Below are 18,240 nucleotides of genomic sequence, written 5' to 3'. Positions count from 1 at the left end.
TAATTCGATGTTGCTCGATCGGCTTAAAACTAGCTTTTTATTTGCATAAGTTTCTGAGCTTTCAGATTCTGCATCCGAATCAACTGCGAGATGAAAAACTGCGTGACTAAAGTAGGCTGTTCTGCATCCATAATCGATCGCACTGCGGCAACCCTTTGAGCTCCGGCACTCAACACTTCATCAAGGTTGTTGATATCAATTCCGCCGATCGCAAACCAAGGAACAGACGACTTATCAGCAGCATACCGCACATAGTCCAAACCCGCAGCCTGTTTATCAGGTTTAGTAGGAGTGGAGTAAACTGGCCCAACTCCAATATAATCTGCTCCCTCTTCAATAGCTCGCTGCATTTCATCGCCATTTGTAGTCGATCGACCGATGATGCGTCCCGGGCCGAGCAACTTGCGCGCTTCGGCTACAGGCAAATCTTGCTGTCCTAAGTGTACCCCGTCGGCATCCGCTGCGATCGCCAAATCCACGCGATCGTTAACAATCAGCAAAGCATCGTAGCGGTGACAAAGTTCGCTCATCTGCCGCACATTCGCCAGCTTTACCCCGTCGTCCGAGGTTTTGTCGCGGTACTGCACCAAAGTCAGTCCGCCTTGCAAAGCAGCTTCCACGACTTGTAACAAATTGTCTCTGGGGGAAGTTACCAGGTATAGCTGCGATTTGAGTAACTGTTGGTAGCGCCGGTAAGCCAGCAAATTGCTTTCGAGAGTATAAACCCGATAGCGCATCTGCTTAAAAGCCGCCCCCATATTTCGATCGTAAATTTTGCCGTACTCTTCTAGTACCCGCAGAGCTTCTTCCACCCGACAGAAATTCGCCTCCAGTAGCTGCTGGATGCTCGAACGCTGCTCTTCCTGCGGGTGAGTCAACTGCGTACCCTCGTCGGCCGGCGTATCCCTAGCGCTGCGAAGCTCTGCGGTGTGCCAAGCTGCCAATTCCTGGCGCAGTTGCTTGCACTCGCCAGCTAAATCGGCGCTGTTGAGACCAAACCTGCACCATTCTTCAATAATTCTCAACCCTTCGCGCGACCGATCGAGATTTGCATCTAAAATCCGGCAGAGGGCTGGCTGCGCCGGTAAAGTTCTGTTTTGTTTCTCGGTCATTGAGAATCACCCTAATTATAATTAATTTTACGAGTCAAACTTGTCTATTCTCCCACACCGTCAAGGATTGTAGCAAAAGCGATCGACCCGACAGTCTCAGGCATCAACTGATGCAAGTTCGACAATTTTTTAAGTTTTATTTACATTGAGGAAAACAAAGCATAATAGATCAAACTTGTTGAGGGTGGAATCGTTAATCTGCATACCACACTTCGGAGGAGAGCCGTGAGGTTAGCAGAACAATACCAAAGATTAACCGAAAAAAACCGCAGCAGGCGGGTGATATTAAAGTTCGATCGCCAAAAACCGACACGAAACACCGGATGCGAAACTTGGCTCAAAGATAAAGTGTGTTTTTTTATGATTCTAAATTCAAAACAGAGCGAGTGCAAAAAAAGTCGTAGCTTGCGGGGCGGAACGCCATCGCCAAAAAAAGCTTTAAGTTCTTGCTTGCTGTTCATCTTTGCCAGCACCGCCTTTTGCCACGCTCAACCGCCTGCGAACGCTACCGAGACGGGGAGTTCCGTGCAGCTACTTTCTCAAGCCCCCGAGAGCGACATTAACATACTATACGTGAGTTCATCGGGCGGCAGCGACACGGGCGGTAACGGGAGCGATCGAGCTCCGTTCAAAACCCTCACCTACGCCTTGAGCGTGGCCCCGCCCAAAACAGCAATTTTGCTAGCGCCCGGTACTTACAGCGCTCAAAGCGGCGAAAAATTTCCGTTAATGCTCAGGCCCGGCGTGACTGTTCAGGGAAATCCCAACACTCGCGGTCAAAATATTGTCATCAAAGGCGGAGGAGAGTTTCTGAGTCCGACTTCGGCGGGTCAAAACATCGCAATTTTAGGTGCAGACGGGGCGGGACTCAGCGGGGTGACGGTGACAAATACCAACTATCGCGGTTACGCTTTGTGGATCGAATCGAGTTCTCCGACGGTTGTCAACAATACTTTTTCCGGGAGCACTCACGACGGGATTTCGGTAGTGGGTAGTGGAAGGCCGACGATTGGCGGGAATTTTTTCTCGAAAAATGGAGCTAACGGGATCACGATTTTTGGCAGTTCCCGACCGGAAGTTCGAGATAATACTTTTGAGAACACGGGATTTGGCGTGAATGTAGCGCAGAATGCGGAGCCTGTGCTCATCGGCAACAAAATTACTCGCAATAAAGATGGCGTGGTGGTGCAAGCTGATGCTAGACCGGTGCTGCGGCACAATTATATCGAAAGAAACCAGCGGGATGGAATTGTGGCGATCGCCAGAGCTCTGCCGGATTTGGGAACTGCTGCCGAACCGGGGGGCAATGTCATTCGCAACAACGGTCAGTACGATGTCAACAATGCGGCCAAAGGTCAAGTAATCCCAGCTTACGGCAATCAATTGTTGAGCAATCGGACTACGGGCTCGGTTGACGTGGCGGGAACTTTTACTTTCTTGCCACCAATGGGGGGAAGTGCTTTGCAGGTAGGGATCGATCGATCTGCGAGTATTGGCGGCCCCGACACTTCTCTTCCTGTTTACATTCCCGGGCCGCTGAGTCCCCGACCCGAAACAGCGCCAATTACCCCACCGTCGTCGGTTTCCAGGCGACCGGCCCGGGCGAACTCTCAGTTGCGGCCTGAGCTCGCTCCGAGAAATGCCCCTCGTGCACGCATAGTCCCAGGGGCGATCGAAATTCCCGTGCCTGGTGCTGATGTTCGATCGATTTTAGAAAGTTCGGTACAGCAACCAATGATTTCTCCCAATTTTGATAGTTCGAGTTCGGTTTATTCCGAGGGTAAATTGCCGGTGCCGGGGCGCAACATTCCTCTAGGAAGGGGGGGCTACGTACCTGCTATTTTAGTGGGCAATTCTATCGCAGAGTCGGAGAATTCGCGGTCATTCGATCGAGCTTTGGCTTTGGGTTTCCGGTATCGAGTGGTGGTGGATGCCGAGAGTTCGGGCGATCGACAAAAAATGCTATCCTTGGTTCCCGATGCTTTTCGGACTTTTACAAAGGGGCGGTCGGTGATGCAAGCCGGTGCTTTTCGCGAGCGCGAAAAAGCTGAGGAATTGCTACAAATTCTTACCGTTAATGGTTTGAATGCTCGGATCGAAGATATTAAATGAAATGGGCAGTTGTTTGTTGTCAGTTGGCAGTTGTTTGTTGTTATATCAATTCCGGTTGCACTGCTCATGATGTTGACTGTTAACTGTTAAGAGAGAACGAATCGCACTCCACCGCCCCTACTGACTGTTCACTGTGAATCGAACAACTGAAAATTGCACCGAGATAGGTGGTGATTTGTAAAAATCATTCATGAATTGCCCTATAATATCAAATTCTCTCTTGATCGGAATAGTAAATTCACTGTTGACTGTTAACCGTTAACAGTTAACAGTTAACAGTCAACATCATCAAGAGTGCCACCGGAATTGGTATAATTTATCACCTGACGATGCAGCCGGAAACGATATTATTAAGCTGTCGCGCAAATAAACATTGCATATTCACGGCGGGCGGGACACCCCACTCATTGTTTTATTGTTTTTTGATATATAGTTTAAATGCCGCAACAGCTTAGCTAATGCCAACCACCAACCACCAACTGCACGCAAAATTTTAGGGCCTAGCATATCGGATGCCAGACCCTAAAATTTTTGTGAGTTAAGTTGATTCAAGTGGGTTTTTAGCTACGCTGAAATTCAGCAAAACTACTACTAATGTTGACTTTTTGACAACTACTCTGCGAGCGAGCTAGCTATTAGCGGAGCCTATTCAGGCTTCTGTGTTTGATTGTACGATCGCCATTCTAAGTCGATAACTTTTCGATTTCTCAAATCGCCTCAAGCTATTTCACAAATTCCGATCGCCCTATCAACCTTTATTTGCTAATAAACTACACGATTCAGGCGTTGCCTGCGAACTAGAGTCGATCGGGACAAATACTCTAATTTCAAATTTTTTATCCAAGTTTTTTGTGTTTCTTGGTTCTGCCCTTCATTTATTTAAGATAACACCAACTGTGCGCCTGACAATAGTTTGTTTACCAAAATTCACAGTTTTTGACTGTGCGAAATACTTCCGAAAGCGATTATTAAGCCGAAGGAAGAAGGAAGAAGGAAGAAGGCATATACAGCAAGCTTTTTAGCGTTGCCTACTGTATGTTTAATTAGGTTAATGGACTTAACAAATTGTACGATCGCCCGTTAGCCCTGGAACAGGATCGCGCAACGTGCATATCCGAAAGTATTTGCTGAATTTCAGCGCAGCAGGGCTTCCCAAGTGGCGCGGCCGACAATGCCGTCTGCTGGCAGTTGATATCGTCGCTGAGCAGCCTTGACAGCAGCTTGAGTTTCGGACCCAAACACGCCGTCAGCACTTGCGCGCAAAAATCCCTTCGCCCGGAGTCTTTCTTGCAAATCTCTGACCGCCGGGCCCCGCATTCTTCTTCTCAAAACCGGAAAATTTGTGGGCGGAACTTGGGGGTCAATCTCTGAGTCGTCGCCAGTTGTAGGAGTGTTGGCGATCGGGTTTTCGATCGCCTGGTCAGTCGCAGGAAACAACCGATTCCAAGTGTCTTGACCGACGATACCATCTGGGGCGATGCCTGCTGCTTCCTGGAACTGAGACACAGCCTTCGCGGTGCTTTGTGAGAAAATTCCGTCTACACTGTCAGCGTAAAATCCCAACAATTTAAGAGCAGCTTGGAGTTCGATCACTTCCGACCCGCGGCTGCCTTGTTTGAGCGCGGGACGGACGATCGCACCTGTAAATTGGGCCAGCAGACGGGGATTGTTACCTGGTTCGGAGGTAGGCATCTGTGCCGCCGCAGCAGTAGAGGCGATCGAACCCAGTGCCAAAAAAACGCACAAACTCCTGCCGAGAAGCCAACTCCGAACTTCACGGGATTGATTCGAGCTTGCTGTTAGGTTTGGGGACATGGGAAATTCGACCTCTGCACAACTCTTGGCGATCGTACATCAAATCTCGAAAAATTTGCCAAGTTCGACCAACGAACAATGATAGGGGATTTATGCGGATGGATTTTGAGGAATGAGAATTAAATAACTTACCATTTTTATTGTTCTTGTGGGATGAGCTCTCCCGCCCATCCCACAATTATGTCTAAATTATTTAATTCGCGATCCTGAGCTAAAAAGTTAAGGGTGAAGATTTTGCTTGAGTAAAAAGGCGTAAATAAACAGCACTATACAATGAAATGTAAATCACGCGCTTTCCCTCAAGCCGAACTGCCTAATGCCAACGATAAATATTCGCGCCGACTTACATAATAGACGAGCAATTGCATTCAATCGCTTTCAATTTGGGAAAATTATCTGCTATTGGGTGTGTTTATCTGTCTAGCATCTGCGGTTGGTCGATCGAAGACTCATGCAATTGCTGATCCAATTCTCCCTCTGGCTTCTTGCTGCCAAAAAAATGCGGGAACAGTCTACCATTGCCGACTGCCCCCGTCAGCAGATCCTTTGAGAGGAGAACACTAAAAATTACTATAGGCTTGTTGCCAATAAATGTCAATACTATTGAAAAAAGATTTCAATAAGGTGATGGAGGTCGATCGGCGTATGGGTTCTAACCGACGGCTTGTGGCAGTAGTCCAGCAGTCCGGTGCTCTTGTCGGGGACGCAAAGAGTGGCTGCCCCAATCCTTGAAATAACGACAACAAATCGTCGGTGGGGAGGGTCGGCAGGGGGGCGCGACCCCTACAAGTGAAAATTAGTGCAAGATGATGTAGATTCTCGATCTCTGGCTTGTGTGAGTCCTCCAGGATGTGATAAGTTGCATAGAGCGATCGAGCTGTGCAAAAAAATCCCTCAAACCTAGCAATTTCACCAATTTCCTGATGTCCCTGCAACTGCGCGTTTACGTTCCTCCCCATCCGTTAATTAAACACTGGCTGGCCGTCGCCCGCGACGCGGCAACCCCATCGGTACTTTTTCGTTCTGCGATGACAGAATTGGGACGCTGGCTGGCTTACGAGGCAATTCGAGAGTGGCTGCCGACAGTGGACACAACAGTGCAGACTCCTTTGGCAGAATGTCCGGCGACGTTTATCAATCCGGAATCTCCGTTAGTTGTGGTACCGATTCTGCGGGCTGGTTTGTCGCTGCTGGAAGGAATTCAGACGGTAGTGCCGCTGGCTGCGATTTACCACATCGGCATGGTAAGGAATGAGGAGACGTTGGAAGCGAGTTGTTATTTGAACAAGTTGCCGGCGCAGTTTAATCCCCAAACGCGGGTAATAATTAGCGAGCCGATGCTGGCGACTGGGGGCACGATTGTGGCGGTTATGCAGGAGTTGATGGCGCGGGGAATAGATCCGAGCTTGATTCGGATTATCTCTGTGGTGGCTGCCAAGCCGGCTTTGCAGAGGCTGAGTGCAGAGTACCCGAGTTTGAATATTTACGCGGCGACGATCGACGAAATAGTCAACGAACAGGGTTTTATTGTACCTGGTTTGGGTGATGCGGGCGATCGAACTTACGGCACGTGAACCATCCGGCCGGCAATTTGAGATGGGAACTTCAAGATTTTGGATTCCTGAAGATTGAAGAATTGATTCAACAGATAAATCTTGCACTTAAGTGAAACTTATCTGTGTTTGCTGGCGGTGAGTAGTTTCTGGAATCTATTACTGAAACCTCGGAAAAAAAAAGATGACTCTGGTTTGGTAAAAGCAGGCACCGAGAAAGTTAAGATTAAAACTACAAGTCAAAAATAAATACCGTTTAGCACTCATTGCCCGTGAAACTTGATTTTTTACCGCCAAGCTTGTCTGCTTCTGAGTCAGCAACCCCCAATTCCGATTTGCTGCCGCAGGTACAACTACAAATAAAAGACGCTTATCAGAGTTGTGCTGCTTTAACCCCGGAGTCGGCTGAACTTTCAGTGAATGTAAATACCGACATTTGTCAGGAAGAAAAGAAACTGAACCCGAACCGCTGGGCAATTTTTGCCTCGACTTTTGCAACTATTTTTTTGGCTGAAATTGGAGACAAAACTCAGCTCGCGATTTTGCTGATGACGGCTGAATCTCGGAATCCTTGGATTGTGTTTGCGGGTGCGGGTGCGGCTTTGATAGCAACCAGTTTGCTGGGGGTTTTGCTGGGAAGGTGGCTGGCTAGTCGGATTGCTCCGAGAACTTTGGAGAGAGCTGCGGGGGTGATTTTGCTGGCGATTTCGGCGGTTTTGCTGTGGGAAGTGTTGGGTTAAATTACCTTTGAGATTGGCAGTCAACCGTCAATTGTCAACTGTCATGTGCGGGTAAGTTGCAAAAAACCCGGTTTCTGGCTGCATTTAGCGGTTAAACCGAGGATTTTGGAGCCTGCTGGTAAGTCGGAAAATTCAACCGGTGTGCAGTGCGCGCCCTACAGATACTACTAGATTTCTCAATTAACGAATAACTGAATAAATATGGATTGGCAACTTTTAGGCATAACTTTTATTACGGTGTTTTTGTCAGAATTGGGTGACAAAAGTCAATTAGCTACGATCGCCCTCGGTAGCAGTTGTAACTCGCCGCGGGCTGTATTTTTCGGCACGGCGTCGGCGCTGTTGCTGGCGAGTTTGATCGGCGTTTTAGTTGGACAAGGTACGGCTGAGGTTTTGCCGGAGCGAGTGGTAAAGGCGATCGCGGCGATCGGATTTGCGGTGATGGGCTTGCGCCTGCTGTGGCCGAAATCTGATTTACCGTCGGCCTCGGAGTAGAAAAAGTGGCGGTGAGCGATCGCATTTCATTTATACTGAAGATCGCTAAAATCCCAAAAAATTAGCGGCGGGCATGAATTCACGCCCGCCGCTAATTTTGGAGTTTTTCTCAACTCAACCTTTGAAGATTCTGTGGATTAGACTTGGTTTTGGTAGCACCAGCCCAGCAGCGTAGCACCGAGGGTCAACTTTAGTGCTTCCAAGACAAAATATCCTTGGTGAAGTAAATTCATCCCGGCGGGCACTTCTGCTGCGGAATCGAAGAGATTTAACTGCATTCCCAGGGCGCTCATTTGAGGTGTGAGGCTGTAGGTGTCAATCAGGGCGATCGCCAGAAGTACCAATGATAATATGATTGCTGTGCGGCTGCGCTTGCCGAAGTCACCGAATAAATTGCTCAAAACCATCACACCCGTTGCCACCACGCCCGAACAGATTAACTCAACACGGTTGAATCCCCAGAACATCAAGTTTCCGGCTGTTGCAAACTCGGGAGATGTCACCATGCCCGATACAAACAGGCTGGGCATAATTACTAAATCCATAATCAGGCTACCGCTGAGCCAGAAAATTAGGGCCACCATGACAATTGCTTGCCAGCGCGGTTTGATTGATTCCACTCTCGATGTTGTAATAGCTGTCATATAATAGACCCTCTAAATTTTTTTCTGCCTTTTCTAGAGTTTAACTAACTTTTTTCTCAAATCGTGTTAAGTATTTTTAAATTAATGGTAACTTTTTTTTAACAGAGTTAGAAGAATTGTTAAGCTGGCGGGCGATGGATTCATCGCGCGATCGAACAATTGTAGTTGTAGCGACATCAACAGAGATTATTTGATAAATAATTAACTGCTAAAAGCTGATTCACCCTACTAATTACTAACTCGATCGACTTACAATCTACTTTATATGCCTAAATTTCAACTATCATCTTGGCTTCCCCGTCTCCCCACTCAAGTTTGGATTCTCGCCGCCGGTAGATTCCTCTCCCAAAGCGGCACCGGTTTTACTTTATTTTACGCGCCGATCTTTTTTGTCGATCGCGTGGGCTTATCTGCAACTGCTGTTGGCATCGGTTTGGGTATCGGTTCAATTGCGGGAATATTCGGCCGCCTTTTGGGCGGTTCTTTTTGCGATTCCAAATTTTGGGGAAGGCGGCGAACTTTATTGCTGGCGGCAATGATTTCGGCTGTTGCTTCTTTTATACTGGCGGCAACTAATGATTTTGCGGGCTTAGTTGCGGGAAATTTACTGATGGGTTTTGGCGTGGGTTTGTATTGGCCTCCAACGGAGACGATGGTGGCGGATTTAACTGAGGGCACGCAGCGACAGGAGGCTTTTGCTGTGACGCGGCTTGCGGATAATTTGGGTTTGCAAGTTGGGATTATTTTGGGTGGTGTTTTGATCGCGGTAACGGGGAATTATCGATCGCTATTTACGATCGACGGTATTTCATTTTTAGTGCTGTTTGCGGTGGTGGCGATCGCGATTTCAGAAACCTACAAACCATCTACTGTAACTGACACAAGCCAAAAAAATCGCAAAAATGGCTGGATGGTGGCGCTGGCCGATCGCACTTTGCTAGTCTACGCCTTAGTAAATACTTTGTTCACTCTCTACATTTCCCAAATTCAAACCACGATGCCGCTGTATTTTAGCAAGTTTGTGCAGGTGGGAACATCGGGAACAGGCTTTTCTACAGGTACAATTACCGTTTTGTTTGCTTTTAGCACGTTTTTAACTGTAGCTTTGCAACTGCCGGTTGTGAAAGCTTTGAGGCGGTTTTCCCATCCGCAAGCTTTGATGATTTCGGCGCTGCTGTGGGGAATCGGATTTATCGCGATCGGCTTGACGGGAATGTCTGCAACTGGGAATCTATTTTTAGCTGTTTTAGGCTTGAGCTTTTTGTCGGTGGCGACTGTTGCTTACACGCCTTTTGCTTCGGCTTTAGTGGTGGATTTAGCGCCGGAGTCTTTGCGGGGCGTGTATTTGGCGGTTAGTTCTCAGTGTTGGGCGATCGGGTATTTAATCGGCCCGCCGCTGGGCGGTTTAGCTTTGGATACGGGTAAATGGGGGGCGGATAATTTTTGGTTGGGCTTAGCTGTTAGTGTGGTGCTGGCGATCGCGATTTTGAAAAAGCTCGATCGAATGCTGTTAAAGAAATAGTTGCAAAAATACTTTTTTTGTGATATATTTTATCGCCGGATATATAAATCACAAAAAAGGCCGATCCGTCCGAAACTGCGATCGGCCCAATTCCCCAGCTACCTTATTAAATATATAAAAAATCTAAAACTCATGAATTTAAAACTTGTGATCTTCGCTACCGAATAGGTTTACAATTTTTACAAGCAATTTTACAATTTATTTGTGAGGAGTCGCAGTGAAAGCACATTTACTACTTAGTGCTGGCGGAGTAGGTTTACTATATCTACTTGTCGGTTCTTTACCCTTGGCAGCCATGCCACCGGTTGCAGATAGAGAAACATTAAGCACTCAAGACTTAAAAGAGTCAGAGGCTAAAATTAGCCTGAATACAACTGTTAAAAATCCAGTCAAAACCCCAAAAATATCCGAATTAAAACAAATTGACCTATCGCAAGTTGACAGTAGCGTCTCAACAGCCGATCGACTCGCAAATCTCCCCCAAGACACAACCAACCTCAATCTGTCCGAAACCACAGCATCAACCCCAGAAAACCCACCAGAAAACTCCTTAAACTCAGCCCCAGCCGAAATCACCGAAAAAACATCTGCAATTCCCGCCCAAAGCCCGCAGACAACAGCCGAAATCACCGAAAAAACACCTGCGATTCCCGCCCAAAGCCCTGCACCAGTTATTGCCCAAACAGAAACTTATACTGCCGAAAAACTAGCTGAAATCGAAAACAGCACTTCCTTAGAACCCGCAGCAACCAACAGCCAAACTCCCGAATCTACCGAACTCGAACAAGTAACATCTGTCTCGCAACTCTCCGACGTGCGCCCGACAGACTGGGCATTTCAAGCCCTGCAATCTCTCGTAGAAAGATACGGCTGCATAGCGGGATATCCAGACGGCACATTCCGAGGCAATCGGGCAATGACTCGCTACGAATTCGCCGCCGGCTTAAACGCTTGCTTGGATAAGGTAACAGAGTTGATTAGAGGCGGTACGGGAAATTTAGCAACCAAAGAAGATTTAGCTTCTATCCAAAGGTTGCAAGAAGAATTTGCAGCAGAATTGGCTACCGTGCGCGGTAGAGTCGATGCTTTAGAATCGCGCACCGCCGAACTTGAAGCAAATCAATTTTCGACAACAACTAAACTCAGCGGCGAAGCCATTTTTAGTGTTGCCGACACTACCAAAAACAATCACAGCGATACTCAGACAGTCTTCAATTACCGAGTAAGACTCAATTTGCTGACCAGTTTCACAGGCAAAGATACGCTGATTACAGGCTTGCAAACTTACAACATTCGCAGCTTCGGCCCCGATTTAGGTTTGTCAACTGGGGCATTTAGCGGTTTGTCTGACAGTCAGGCAAGGCTGAGTTTTGAGCCGCAATTTCCCGGAATTAATCCTCAGAATTTATCTAGCATTGGCGCTAACACAGTTGAACTTTACAAACTGCTTTACGTCTTTCCAGTTTCTAGCAGCATCACTTTATTTGCCGGCCCGAAAGCGGAAACTTCGGACGCTTTTCAAGCAATCACTCCTTTTGCAGGAGAAGGGCAAGAAGCTATTTCGAGATTTGGAGGTTACAACCCTGTAGTGCGCGTATCCGGCGGCACTTCTGGCAGCGGTTTGGCATCGGCAGGCGGGTTTATTTGGAACATTTCTAAAAAGCTGAATCTAACGGCTTTGTACGGCAGTGTAAATGCTGCTTTGCCTAACGATTTAGGTTTTCCGGGTACTCCGTTGGGGGCGGGTTTATTTGATGGCAGTACGGTTGCGGCAGCGCAGTTAACGATTAAACCAACTAGCAGTATTGATATTGGTTTAAATTACGCTTACAGCCGCCACCAATTGAATATTCTGGCTACAGGGTTATCTGATGCGGATTTGGGTTCTATTTTGGGAAGAGGTAGAGAGCCTGTTAGCGGCGGGGTGAGACTCAATTCGTTTGGCGGTACTGCAACCTGGCGGCTATCTCCGAAGTTGGCTGTTTCTACCTATGGAGGTTGGATAATTGCTGATGCTGAAAGAAGCAATGCTTCTACAACTTTCAACAGTTGGATGGTTGGTTTTCATTTGCGAGATTTGTTCAAATCTGGAAATAATGCAGGTATTTTGTTTGGACAGCCTTTGGATCGCGATTCGGTAAGTGGCGGTGCTCGTTTTCAGCAAAACAAAGCAACTCCTTACCATTTAGAGGCTTATTATCGCTTCAAGGTCAACGATAATATCAGCATTACACCGGGTGCTTTTGTGCTGTTCAATCCTGAAGGAACTAAGGATAATGACACAGTAGGGGTGGGAGTTCTTCGCACAACTTTTACTTTCTAAGGAGCGCAAACTTAATAACTTAAACACATCCTACAGTCTTCTATCCTGTAAGTTGTCAGAAAGAAGGAGGCTCTGCCTCCGGATCTGCATTACCAGGCAGAGCCTGGTAACAAGCAAATTTTGGGACGATGCTCAGAGCAACGTCCCACAAGAAAAAAAATTGTGGGACGTTGCTCTGAGCATCGTCCTAACTATTTTTGCAAGAAGTCTTTTGTAGTAAGGACTTCAATTTTTTCTCATGAATTTAGGCAACTTAAGGACTAAAGTCCTGACTACAAACGATTATTTTCTGCGATCGCCCAGTTTGCGATATACTTCTCTCAAATCAACTTGATGGTAAGCCAAAGCAACCAAAGCGTGATAAAATAAATCCGCAACTTCCCCGGCAATCCCGTCTTTGTCGTCATCTTTGCAAGCCATTACAACTTCCGCCGACTCTTCGCCAATCTTCTTGAGAATCTTGTTGTCGCCGCCCTCGAACAACTTGCAAGTATAAGAAGTTTCGTTAGGATTGTCCCGCCGATCGCAAATTACGGCAAATAATTGAGATAGCATATCCCCCGGCGGCGGTTGAATTTCCCCATCAACTTGGTGAAAACAACTTCTTTCTCCCGTGTGACAAGCAATATCTCCGACTTGTTCGACTGTGACTAGCAACGCATCGCTGTCGCAGTCGTAACGCAGCCCTTTGACATTTTGAACGTGTCCCGAAGTCGCCCCTTTGGGCCACAACTCGGCGCGAGAGCGACTCCAAAACCAAGTTTGTCCGGTTTCGAGGGTTTTTTGCAGCGACTCGCGATTCATCCACGCCATCATCAATACAGTGCCGTCTAAGTAATCTTGGACGATCGCGGGTACTAAACCGCGATCGTCGTAACGGATCTTTTCAATTGGGATCGATCGGCTCAAACTAGACACATCATTAACAGACATAATTTTATTGCAGCTTTTCATATAAATTAACGCTTTGGTGTCGGATATTTTTTTTATTAACCGCAGAGAGCGCAGAGGACACAGAGAGAAGAGAGGAGATTAGGCAAGTGATGGGCAAATTGTCAAGAACTATTTTACAAATTATTACAATTGAGAGCTAGGAGTGCTACTGCGACAAAGCCTGAAAAACCCAAGCAACTATTGCTACTCATTGGTTTGTATCCTAAAATCTATTAACATAGTTTCCTTGAATCGACCTAACCTTTATCCTGAAGTCGCTATAAAAGTATCCTACCAACAACAGACCTTCACTAAGGAGAAAACATTGGTTTCCACAACAAACTTGAAAACCACCAAATCAGAAGAAATTTTTGCCGCCGCCCAGAAATTGATGCCCGGTGGCGTCAGTTCCCCCGTGCGCGCCTTCAAATCCGTAGGCGGAGGGCCGATCGTCTTTGACAGAGTAAAAGGAGCCTACATTTGGGATGTTGACAGCAACCAATACATTGACTACGTAGGTACTTGGGGCCCCGCCATCTGCGGCCACGCCCACCCGGAAGTCATCAAAGCCCTTCACGAATCTTTAGAAAAAGGTACAAGTTTTGGAGCACCGTCGCTGCTAGAAAACGTGCTCGCCGAAATGGTCATCGATGCCGTTCCCAGCATTGAAATGGTGCGATTTGTCAATTCCGGCACCGAAGCCTGCATGGCCGTTTTGCGGCTGATGCGAGCCTTCACCGGACGCAACAAACTGATTAAATTTGAAGGCTGCTATCACGGGCACGCCGATATGTTCCTAGTAAAAGCCGGTTCCGGTGTCGCCACTCTCGGGCTTCCCGACTCTCCGGGCGTGCCAAAATCCGTTACCGCCAACACCCTCAACGCCCCCTACAACGACTTAGAAGCTGTTAAAGCTTTATTTGCTGACAATCCGGGCGAAATCGCAGGCGTAATTCTAGAACCCGTGGTAGGTAATGCCGGATTTATTGTACCGGATGCGGGTTTTCTCGAAGGTTTGCGGGAAATTACCAAAGATAACGGTGCTTTGTTAGTTTTTGACGAGGTAATGACCGGTTTCCGCATCGCCTACGGCGGAGCTCAGGAAAGATTCGGCATCACTCCAGACTTGACAACTTTGGGTAAAGTTATCGGCGGCGGTTTGCCGGTGGGAGCTTACGGCGGAAGGCGCGAGATTATGGGGATGGTGGCTCCCGCAGGCCCGGTATATCAAGCTGGTACGCTTTCGGGAAATCCTTTGGCGATGACTGCTGGGATTAAAACTTTGGAATTGTTGCAAAAACCCGGCACTTACGAACAGTTGGATAGGATTACGAAAAAACTGTCCGACGGATTGCTGAAAATTGCTAAGGAAGCCGGACACGCGGCTTGTGGCGGGCAAATTAGCGGGATGTTTGGCTTGTTTTTTGCGGCGGGCCCGGTTCACAATTACGATGATGCTAAGAAGTCGGATTTGACGAAATTCAGCCGTTTTCACCGGGGAATGTTGGAGCACGGTATTTATCTGGCTCCTTCGCAGTTTGAGGCTGGATTTACTTCTTTGGCTCATACTGATGAGGATATCGATCGCACTTTAGCAGCCGCGCGCGAAGTGATGGCTCATATTTAAGGTTCGATGGTTGCGAATGCAAGTCCTTAAAACTCAGGGATAAACGATTAAAGTCCTTGCTGCAAAAAACTGTAAGGACTTTAATTTTTTATGATGAATAATGACTGTTGACTGTTGACTGTTGACTGTTAAGAAAGGCGGGCACTCTTGGCACCGCCCCTACTGATTTTTGTCTCTTGACTGTTGACTAATAACTAATAACTAATAACTAACAACCAATAACTAATGACTAATGACTAATTCATTCATTGAGAAATTCACCTTCACAGATAATCGAGTCTCTGTTCTCCAAATCTTCTGGATTCCAAATCGAGTTTAATGCTGCCGAAGTTAGAGAAGTTGACATTGTATTTAATGTGGTGTTGTAGTATTCTACAGCATTATTCTGTTCCATCTGCGGCGCTTCCTTGAAGTAGGAATTAATATCGGGCGTACAGCGCTGGGCTTGGTAGTATAAATAAGCTTCAGCGTTAATGCACATGACGTGGTAAAAATCCTTGTTGGCTGCTGCCACATCTCCGAGTTTGTACAGCGCTAAACCTCGGTTGAGATAAGCTTTGACATAGTTTGGATCGAGTTCCACTGCTTTGTCAAAGTCTTCTATTGCAAGCTGCATTTGTTTTAATTTATAGCGAACGCATCCTCTGTTATAATACGCATAAACATTGTTTGGACCGATGCCGAGTGCAGTGTTATAATCGGCGATCGCCTGCGTATTGTCTTTTAATTGGTGGTAACAGAGACCGCGATTTATGTAAGCTTTGATATATCTAGGATTCAACCGCAGCGTTTCGTTAAAGTTGTCTATTGCTGCCTCTTTTTCTCCCAAAAGGTAGTAAGCCCGCCCCCGGTTGTAATAGGTTTTATAATTGTGGGAATTGATAGATAGAGCTCGATTGTAGTCTTCTATTGCTTCTTCGTAATGTCCTAAATTAGCCAGTACGAGTCCACGGTTGTTGTAAATAGCGTGACTGTCAGGCTTGTTTGCTAAAGCGCAGTTGAGATCCTCAATGGCTTTGTCGTTTTCTCCGAGATGTCGCCAAGCATTTCCTCGATTCAGATATGCCTCGAACAAATTAGGATTGATATCTAGTGCTTGGCTGAGGTCGGCGATCGCCCTTTGGTAGTCTTTCAGGTAGTAGTAGACTAAGCCGCGATTGTTATATGCTTTGGCATCAGCGGGATTGGCTTGCAGTATCTGATCGAAGTCTTCGATTGCTGCTGCGTAGTTTCCTTTCTTGGCGCTGTGCAAACCGCGCTTGTAAAATTGTTGGAGGTTCATAGGTAAGTCGATTTGAGAATATTTGATTTGAGATTTACTTGCAGCATTGAATCTGAAAGCAACAACCGCAGTCTAAAATTTTGGGAGATCCACATCAGAGCGTCGGCGCACGGTACCGCTTGTTGGGTGGGTCAACTTTCAGGATTGCTTAAATCTCGGCGGTGATTCCTTTGCAGTCAGTGTTGAGTTCGACAGGCGTTAATCTGTTGAAAGAGCTCTTATTTACGCCCAGAGTAACTCTTGAGTTATTCGCTGAAATCTACCCTAAACAGGATTTAGGTCGATTTTAACAGCAGTTAAATCATCTTGAAAGAGCCTGCACCTCGGCAGGATTTACTCGATCGGTTGGATTGTCACTCGATCGGCTTTCGCTCCCAACTCTAGTTTTCGTTAGTGCTCTGTATCTTTTGATGCGACTGCGATCGGCTCGATCGCCAAATTAAGCTTGTTGACAGGCCCCATCGGTATAAATTGTTGCACGCACTTCGATTTCGGAAAATTTATATCCTGATGAGCAACTCGATCTGAGTATTTCTCGCAGCAGGTATCTACAAACTTTTGCTGGCTAACTGTATACCAATTAGCGATTACCGACTGACTTCCTCTTCCACATAAACTCTCAATTTCTCCAAATCTGGAAGTTCGACCAATTCTTTTTCCTTTTCCTTCACCGACACAGGCATCCTCACAGGTTGGCGGTGTTCTATCCAGCAACTCGCCAGTGGCAAAGTTTGTTCCAAATCTTCCAAAGGCCTCGGAATTACCATCACCGCGTTCAACTCGCCAATCCGCTCAGCTTCGTACATCCCGGCTTCTACGGCGACTGCGACATCTGCGACTGCACCGCGAATAATTGCCGTACACAAACCTGCGCCAATTTTTTCGTAGGCGGCCAAGTGTACGTCTGCGGATTTGAGCATAGCATCGCAAGCACCGACCATTGCCGGAAATCCCCGCGTTTCGAGCAAACCGATCGCCTGATTGCTCAGCCGCGAATAATTGCCACTTTCGGAGAGTTCAGTCAACCGAAAGCCGATCGGCAAAACCACTTCCAAATTAGCCAAAGGCCTAGCAATCACCAATTTAGAAACAAACTGTCCGAACTGTTCAGCAGTCTGAGCTCCTGCTTCCACAGCCAAACGCACGTCGGAAATGCGCCCGCGGACGATCGCCGTACAGTGACCTGAACCAATTTTTTCGTATCCTACTAAAATCACCCCTGCCGACTTCAGCATCATGTCAGCAGTCCCGACAATTGCCGGAAAACTCTTGGTAGACACCAAACCCAAAGCAGTGTCTTTGAAATATTCCTGGCGCTGCGAGCGATCGGGGTGACTGTTACTCTCTATTTGTCCGTCCATCTTCAATTACCTTTAGAAACTTCTCAAAATTAAAATTTGTGGATAATTGTAGTTTCTCAGATGACAAGACAGACTGCACGAGCTGCAAGACACAGATTTCTGCTGCAAAGCCTTAAAAATTGCTGAGCTACCAATAATATAATATTACCTATTTATATTTTTTGATTCTGCCTTCAGCATAGCTGCCTTTTGCTCAAATGACCACGCCAAAATTTAGGCGAAATATCAATCTCTCAGATTGATCTGCCAAATAAATCTCAAATCGAATATTCTCAAACCGACTTACCGCTACCCAGAACCGCCCGAGAGAGTTTGGCCGTTTTCGTCCGATCGATTAAAAGCTTGGCGGTGCGGAAACAGCGTCCCCAGCAGCCGATTGATGTGAGCTTGGCCGTACAGAATAGTTGGGGTATCTGCTGGTTGGGGCTGGTCTGAGGCAGCCTCTGAAGGCGGTTGTGGGTCTGTCTCCGGCGGTGTTTGAGGCTGTGCGGGGGCGGTGGGGGTTGGCTCATCGATCGGTCGATCGACCGGTGTGGTACTAACGGAGGGAGGTGCCGGTGCCGGTTCTGCGGTTACTTCTACTGGTACTTGGCGGCTGGTATCTCCGATCAGAGAACCTGCTGGCAAAATTTGCAGTTTGTCGATAGAAGGATTAATCAGAGTTGTCGCCGCGCCTATACAGGCATTTTCGCCGATCGTCCCCGCACCTACTACCAGCACC

Annotated in this window: 14 protein-coding genes and 1 pseudogene; 7 read left to right on the top strand and 8 right to left on the bottom strand. The window is 47.2% G+C overall.

Going from position 1 to position 18,240, the window contains the following annotated elements; translation table 11 throughout:
• Positions 1 to 29 precede the first annotated feature (29 nt).
• The gene (locus IQ270_RS10410) at positions 30 to 1,112 is read right to left on the bottom strand and encodes a thiamine phosphate synthase (protein WP_193973151.1); all 1,083 of its coding nucleotides are present in this window, start codon (positions 1,110 to 1,112) and stop codon (positions 30 to 32) included.
• Positions 1,113 to 1,337: 225 nt separating this feature from the next.
• Here IQ270_RS10410 and IQ270_RS10405 point away from each other — a divergent pair, with 225 nt between their 5' ends.
• On the top strand, positions 1,338 to 3,224 hold the full coding sequence (locus IQ270_RS10405; RefSeq protein ID WP_193973150.1) for a DUF1565 domain-containing protein: 1,887 nt from the start codon (positions 1,338 to 1,340) through the stop codon (positions 3,222 to 3,224).
• A gap of 1,134 nt (positions 3,225 to 4,358) precedes the next feature.
• Here the strand turns inward: IQ270_RS10405 and IQ270_RS10400 are convergent.
• Both IQ270_RS10400 and IQ270_RS10395 read right to left on the bottom strand, forming a co-directional pair.
• Positions 4,359 to 5,039, bottom strand: coding sequence for a peptidoglycan-binding protein (locus tag IQ270_RS10400; protein WP_193973149.1), 681 nt, complete (start codon positions 5,037 to 5,039; stop codon positions 4,359 to 4,361).
• A gap of 412 nt (positions 5,040 to 5,451) precedes the next feature.
• A complete protein-coding gene (locus IQ270_RS10395) occupies positions 5,452 to 5,637 on the bottom strand; it encodes a hypothetical protein (RefSeq protein WP_193973148.1) in 186 nt (61 codons plus the stop codon).
• Between the two features lie 325 nt (positions 5,638 to 5,962).
• Here IQ270_RS10395 and upp point away from each other — a divergent pair, with 325 nt between their 5' ends.
• The 3 genes from upp (at position 5,963) to IQ270_RS10380 (ending at position 7,827) form a co-directional block, all read left to right on the top strand.
• A complete protein-coding gene (upp, locus tag IQ270_RS10390) occupies positions 5,963 to 6,613 on the top strand; it encodes a uracil phosphoribosyltransferase (protein ID WP_193973147.1) in 651 nt (216 codons plus the stop codon).
• 251 nt (positions 6,614 to 6,864) lie between these two features.
• Positions 6,865 to 7,332 carry a TMEM165/GDT1 family protein gene (locus tag IQ270_RS10385; protein WP_339384416.1) on the top strand — a complete coding sequence of 156 codons (468 nt, stop codon included), beginning with the start codon at positions 6,865 to 6,867 and terminating at the stop codon, positions 7,330 to 7,332.
• Positions 7,333 to 7,533: 201 nt separating this feature from the next.
• Entirely contained in the window at positions 7,534 to 7,827 is a 294-nt protein-coding gene (locus IQ270_RS10380) for a TMEM165/GDT1 family protein (RefSeq protein ID WP_193973146.1), read from the top strand.
• Between the two features lie 137 nt (positions 7,828 to 7,964).
• Here the strand turns inward: IQ270_RS10380 and IQ270_RS10375 are convergent, their stop codons facing one another.
• Positions 7,965 to 8,471 carry a DUF4149 domain-containing protein gene (locus tag IQ270_RS10375; protein ID WP_193973145.1) on the bottom strand — a complete coding sequence of 169 codons (507 nt, stop codon included), beginning with the start codon at positions 8,469 to 8,471 and terminating at the stop codon, positions 7,965 to 7,967.
• Between the two features lie 265 nt (positions 8,472 to 8,736).
• Between IQ270_RS10375 and IQ270_RS10370 the strand changes: the two genes are divergently transcribed.
• Positions 8,737 to 9,993: an MFS transporter gene (locus IQ270_RS10370; RefSeq protein WP_193973144.1), complete on the top strand. Its 1,257-nt coding sequence runs from the start codon at positions 8,737 to 8,739 to the stop codon at positions 9,991 to 9,993.
• Between the two features lie 217 nt (positions 9,994 to 10,210).
• Positions 10,211 to 12,316, top strand: coding sequence for an iron uptake porin (locus IQ270_RS10365; protein WP_193973143.1), 2,106 nt, complete (start codon positions 10,211 to 10,213; stop codon positions 12,314 to 12,316).
• A gap of 282 nt (positions 12,317 to 12,598) precedes the next feature.
• Here IQ270_RS10365 and hisIE read toward each other — a convergent pair whose 3' ends face one another.
• A complete protein-coding gene (gene hisIE, locus IQ270_RS10360; RefSeq protein ID WP_193973142.1) occupies positions 12,599 to 13,249 on the bottom strand; it encodes a bifunctional phosphoribosyl-AMP cyclohydrolase/phosphoribosyl-ATP diphosphatase HisIE in 651 nt (216 codons plus the stop codon).
• 325 nt (positions 13,250 to 13,574) lie between these two features.
• Between hisIE and hemL the strand changes: the two genes are divergently transcribed.
• Positions 13,575 to 14,876: a glutamate-1-semialdehyde 2,1-aminomutase gene (gene hemL, locus IQ270_RS10355; protein ID WP_193973141.1), complete on the top strand. Its 1,302-nt coding sequence runs from the start codon at positions 13,575 to 13,577 to the stop codon at positions 14,874 to 14,876.
• A gap of 241 nt (positions 14,877 to 15,117) precedes the next feature.
• On the opposite strand, the gene IQ270_RS10350 is transcribed toward hemL, so the two are convergent.
• The 3 genes and pseudogenes from IQ270_RS10350 to IQ270_RS10340 form a co-directional block, all read right to left on the bottom strand.
• Positions 15,118 to 16,158, bottom strand: coding sequence for a tetratricopeptide repeat protein (locus IQ270_RS10350; protein WP_193973140.1), 1,041 nt, complete (start codon positions 16,156 to 16,158; stop codon positions 15,118 to 15,120).
• Positions 16,159 to 16,745: 587 nt separating this feature from the next.
• Positions 16,746 to 17,519, bottom strand: a complete 774-nt coding sequence (locus IQ270_RS10345) for a carbon dioxide-concentrating mechanism protein CcmK (RefSeq protein ID WP_193973139.1) — start codon at positions 17,517 to 17,519, stop codon at positions 16,746 to 16,748.
• A gap of 288 nt (positions 17,520 to 17,807) precedes the next feature.
• Positions 17,808 to 18,240: pseudogene (locus tag IQ270_RS10340) on the bottom strand (carbon dioxide concentrating mechanism protein); the annotation flags it as partial.

The sequence above is a fragment of the Microcoleus sp. LEGE 07076 genome, from assembly GCF_015207455.1.
Lineage (GTDB): Bacteria > Cyanobacteriota > Cyanobacteriia > Cyanobacteriales > Microcoleaceae > Microcoleus.
The sequence above is the reverse complement of the archived record's forward strand: the minus strand, read 5'-3'. Positions and strand labels throughout refer to the sequence as shown.

Excerpts from the sequence above, each read along its gene's own strand:
- IQ270_RS10410 (WP_193973151.1), bottom strand. The coding sequence starts at position 1,112 with ATGACCGAGAAACAAAACAGAACTTTACCGGCGCAGCCAGCCCTCTGC.
- IQ270_RS10400 (WP_193973149.1), bottom strand. The coding sequence starts at position 5,039 with ATGTCCCCAAACCTAACAGCAAGCTCGAATCAATCCCGTGAAGTTCGG.
- upp (WP_193973147.1), top strand. The coding sequence starts at position 5,963 with ATGTCCCTGCAACTGCGCGTTTACGTTCCTCCCCATCCGTTAATTAAA.
- IQ270_RS10380 (WP_193973146.1), top strand. The coding sequence starts at position 7,534 with ATGGATTGGCAACTTTTAGGCATAACTTTTATTACGGTGTTTTTGTCA.
- IQ270_RS10375 (WP_193973145.1), bottom strand. The coding sequence starts at position 8,471 with ATGACAGCTATTACAACATCGAGAGTGGAATCAATCAAACCGCGCTGG.
- IQ270_RS10370 (WP_193973144.1), top strand. The coding sequence starts at position 8,737 with ATGCCTAAATTTCAACTATCATCTTGGCTTCCCCGTCTCCCCACTCAA.
- hisIE (WP_193973142.1), bottom strand. The coding sequence starts at position 13,249 with ATGTCTGTTAATGATGTGTCTAGTTTGAGCCGATCGATCCCAATTGAA.
- IQ270_RS10350 (WP_193973140.1), bottom strand. The coding sequence starts at position 16,158 with ATGAACCTCCAACAATTTTACAAGCGCGGTTTGCACAGCGCCAAGAAA.
- IQ270_RS10345 (WP_193973139.1), bottom strand. The coding sequence starts at position 17,519 with ATGGACGGACAAATAGAGAGTAACAGTCACCCCGATCGCTCGCAGCGC.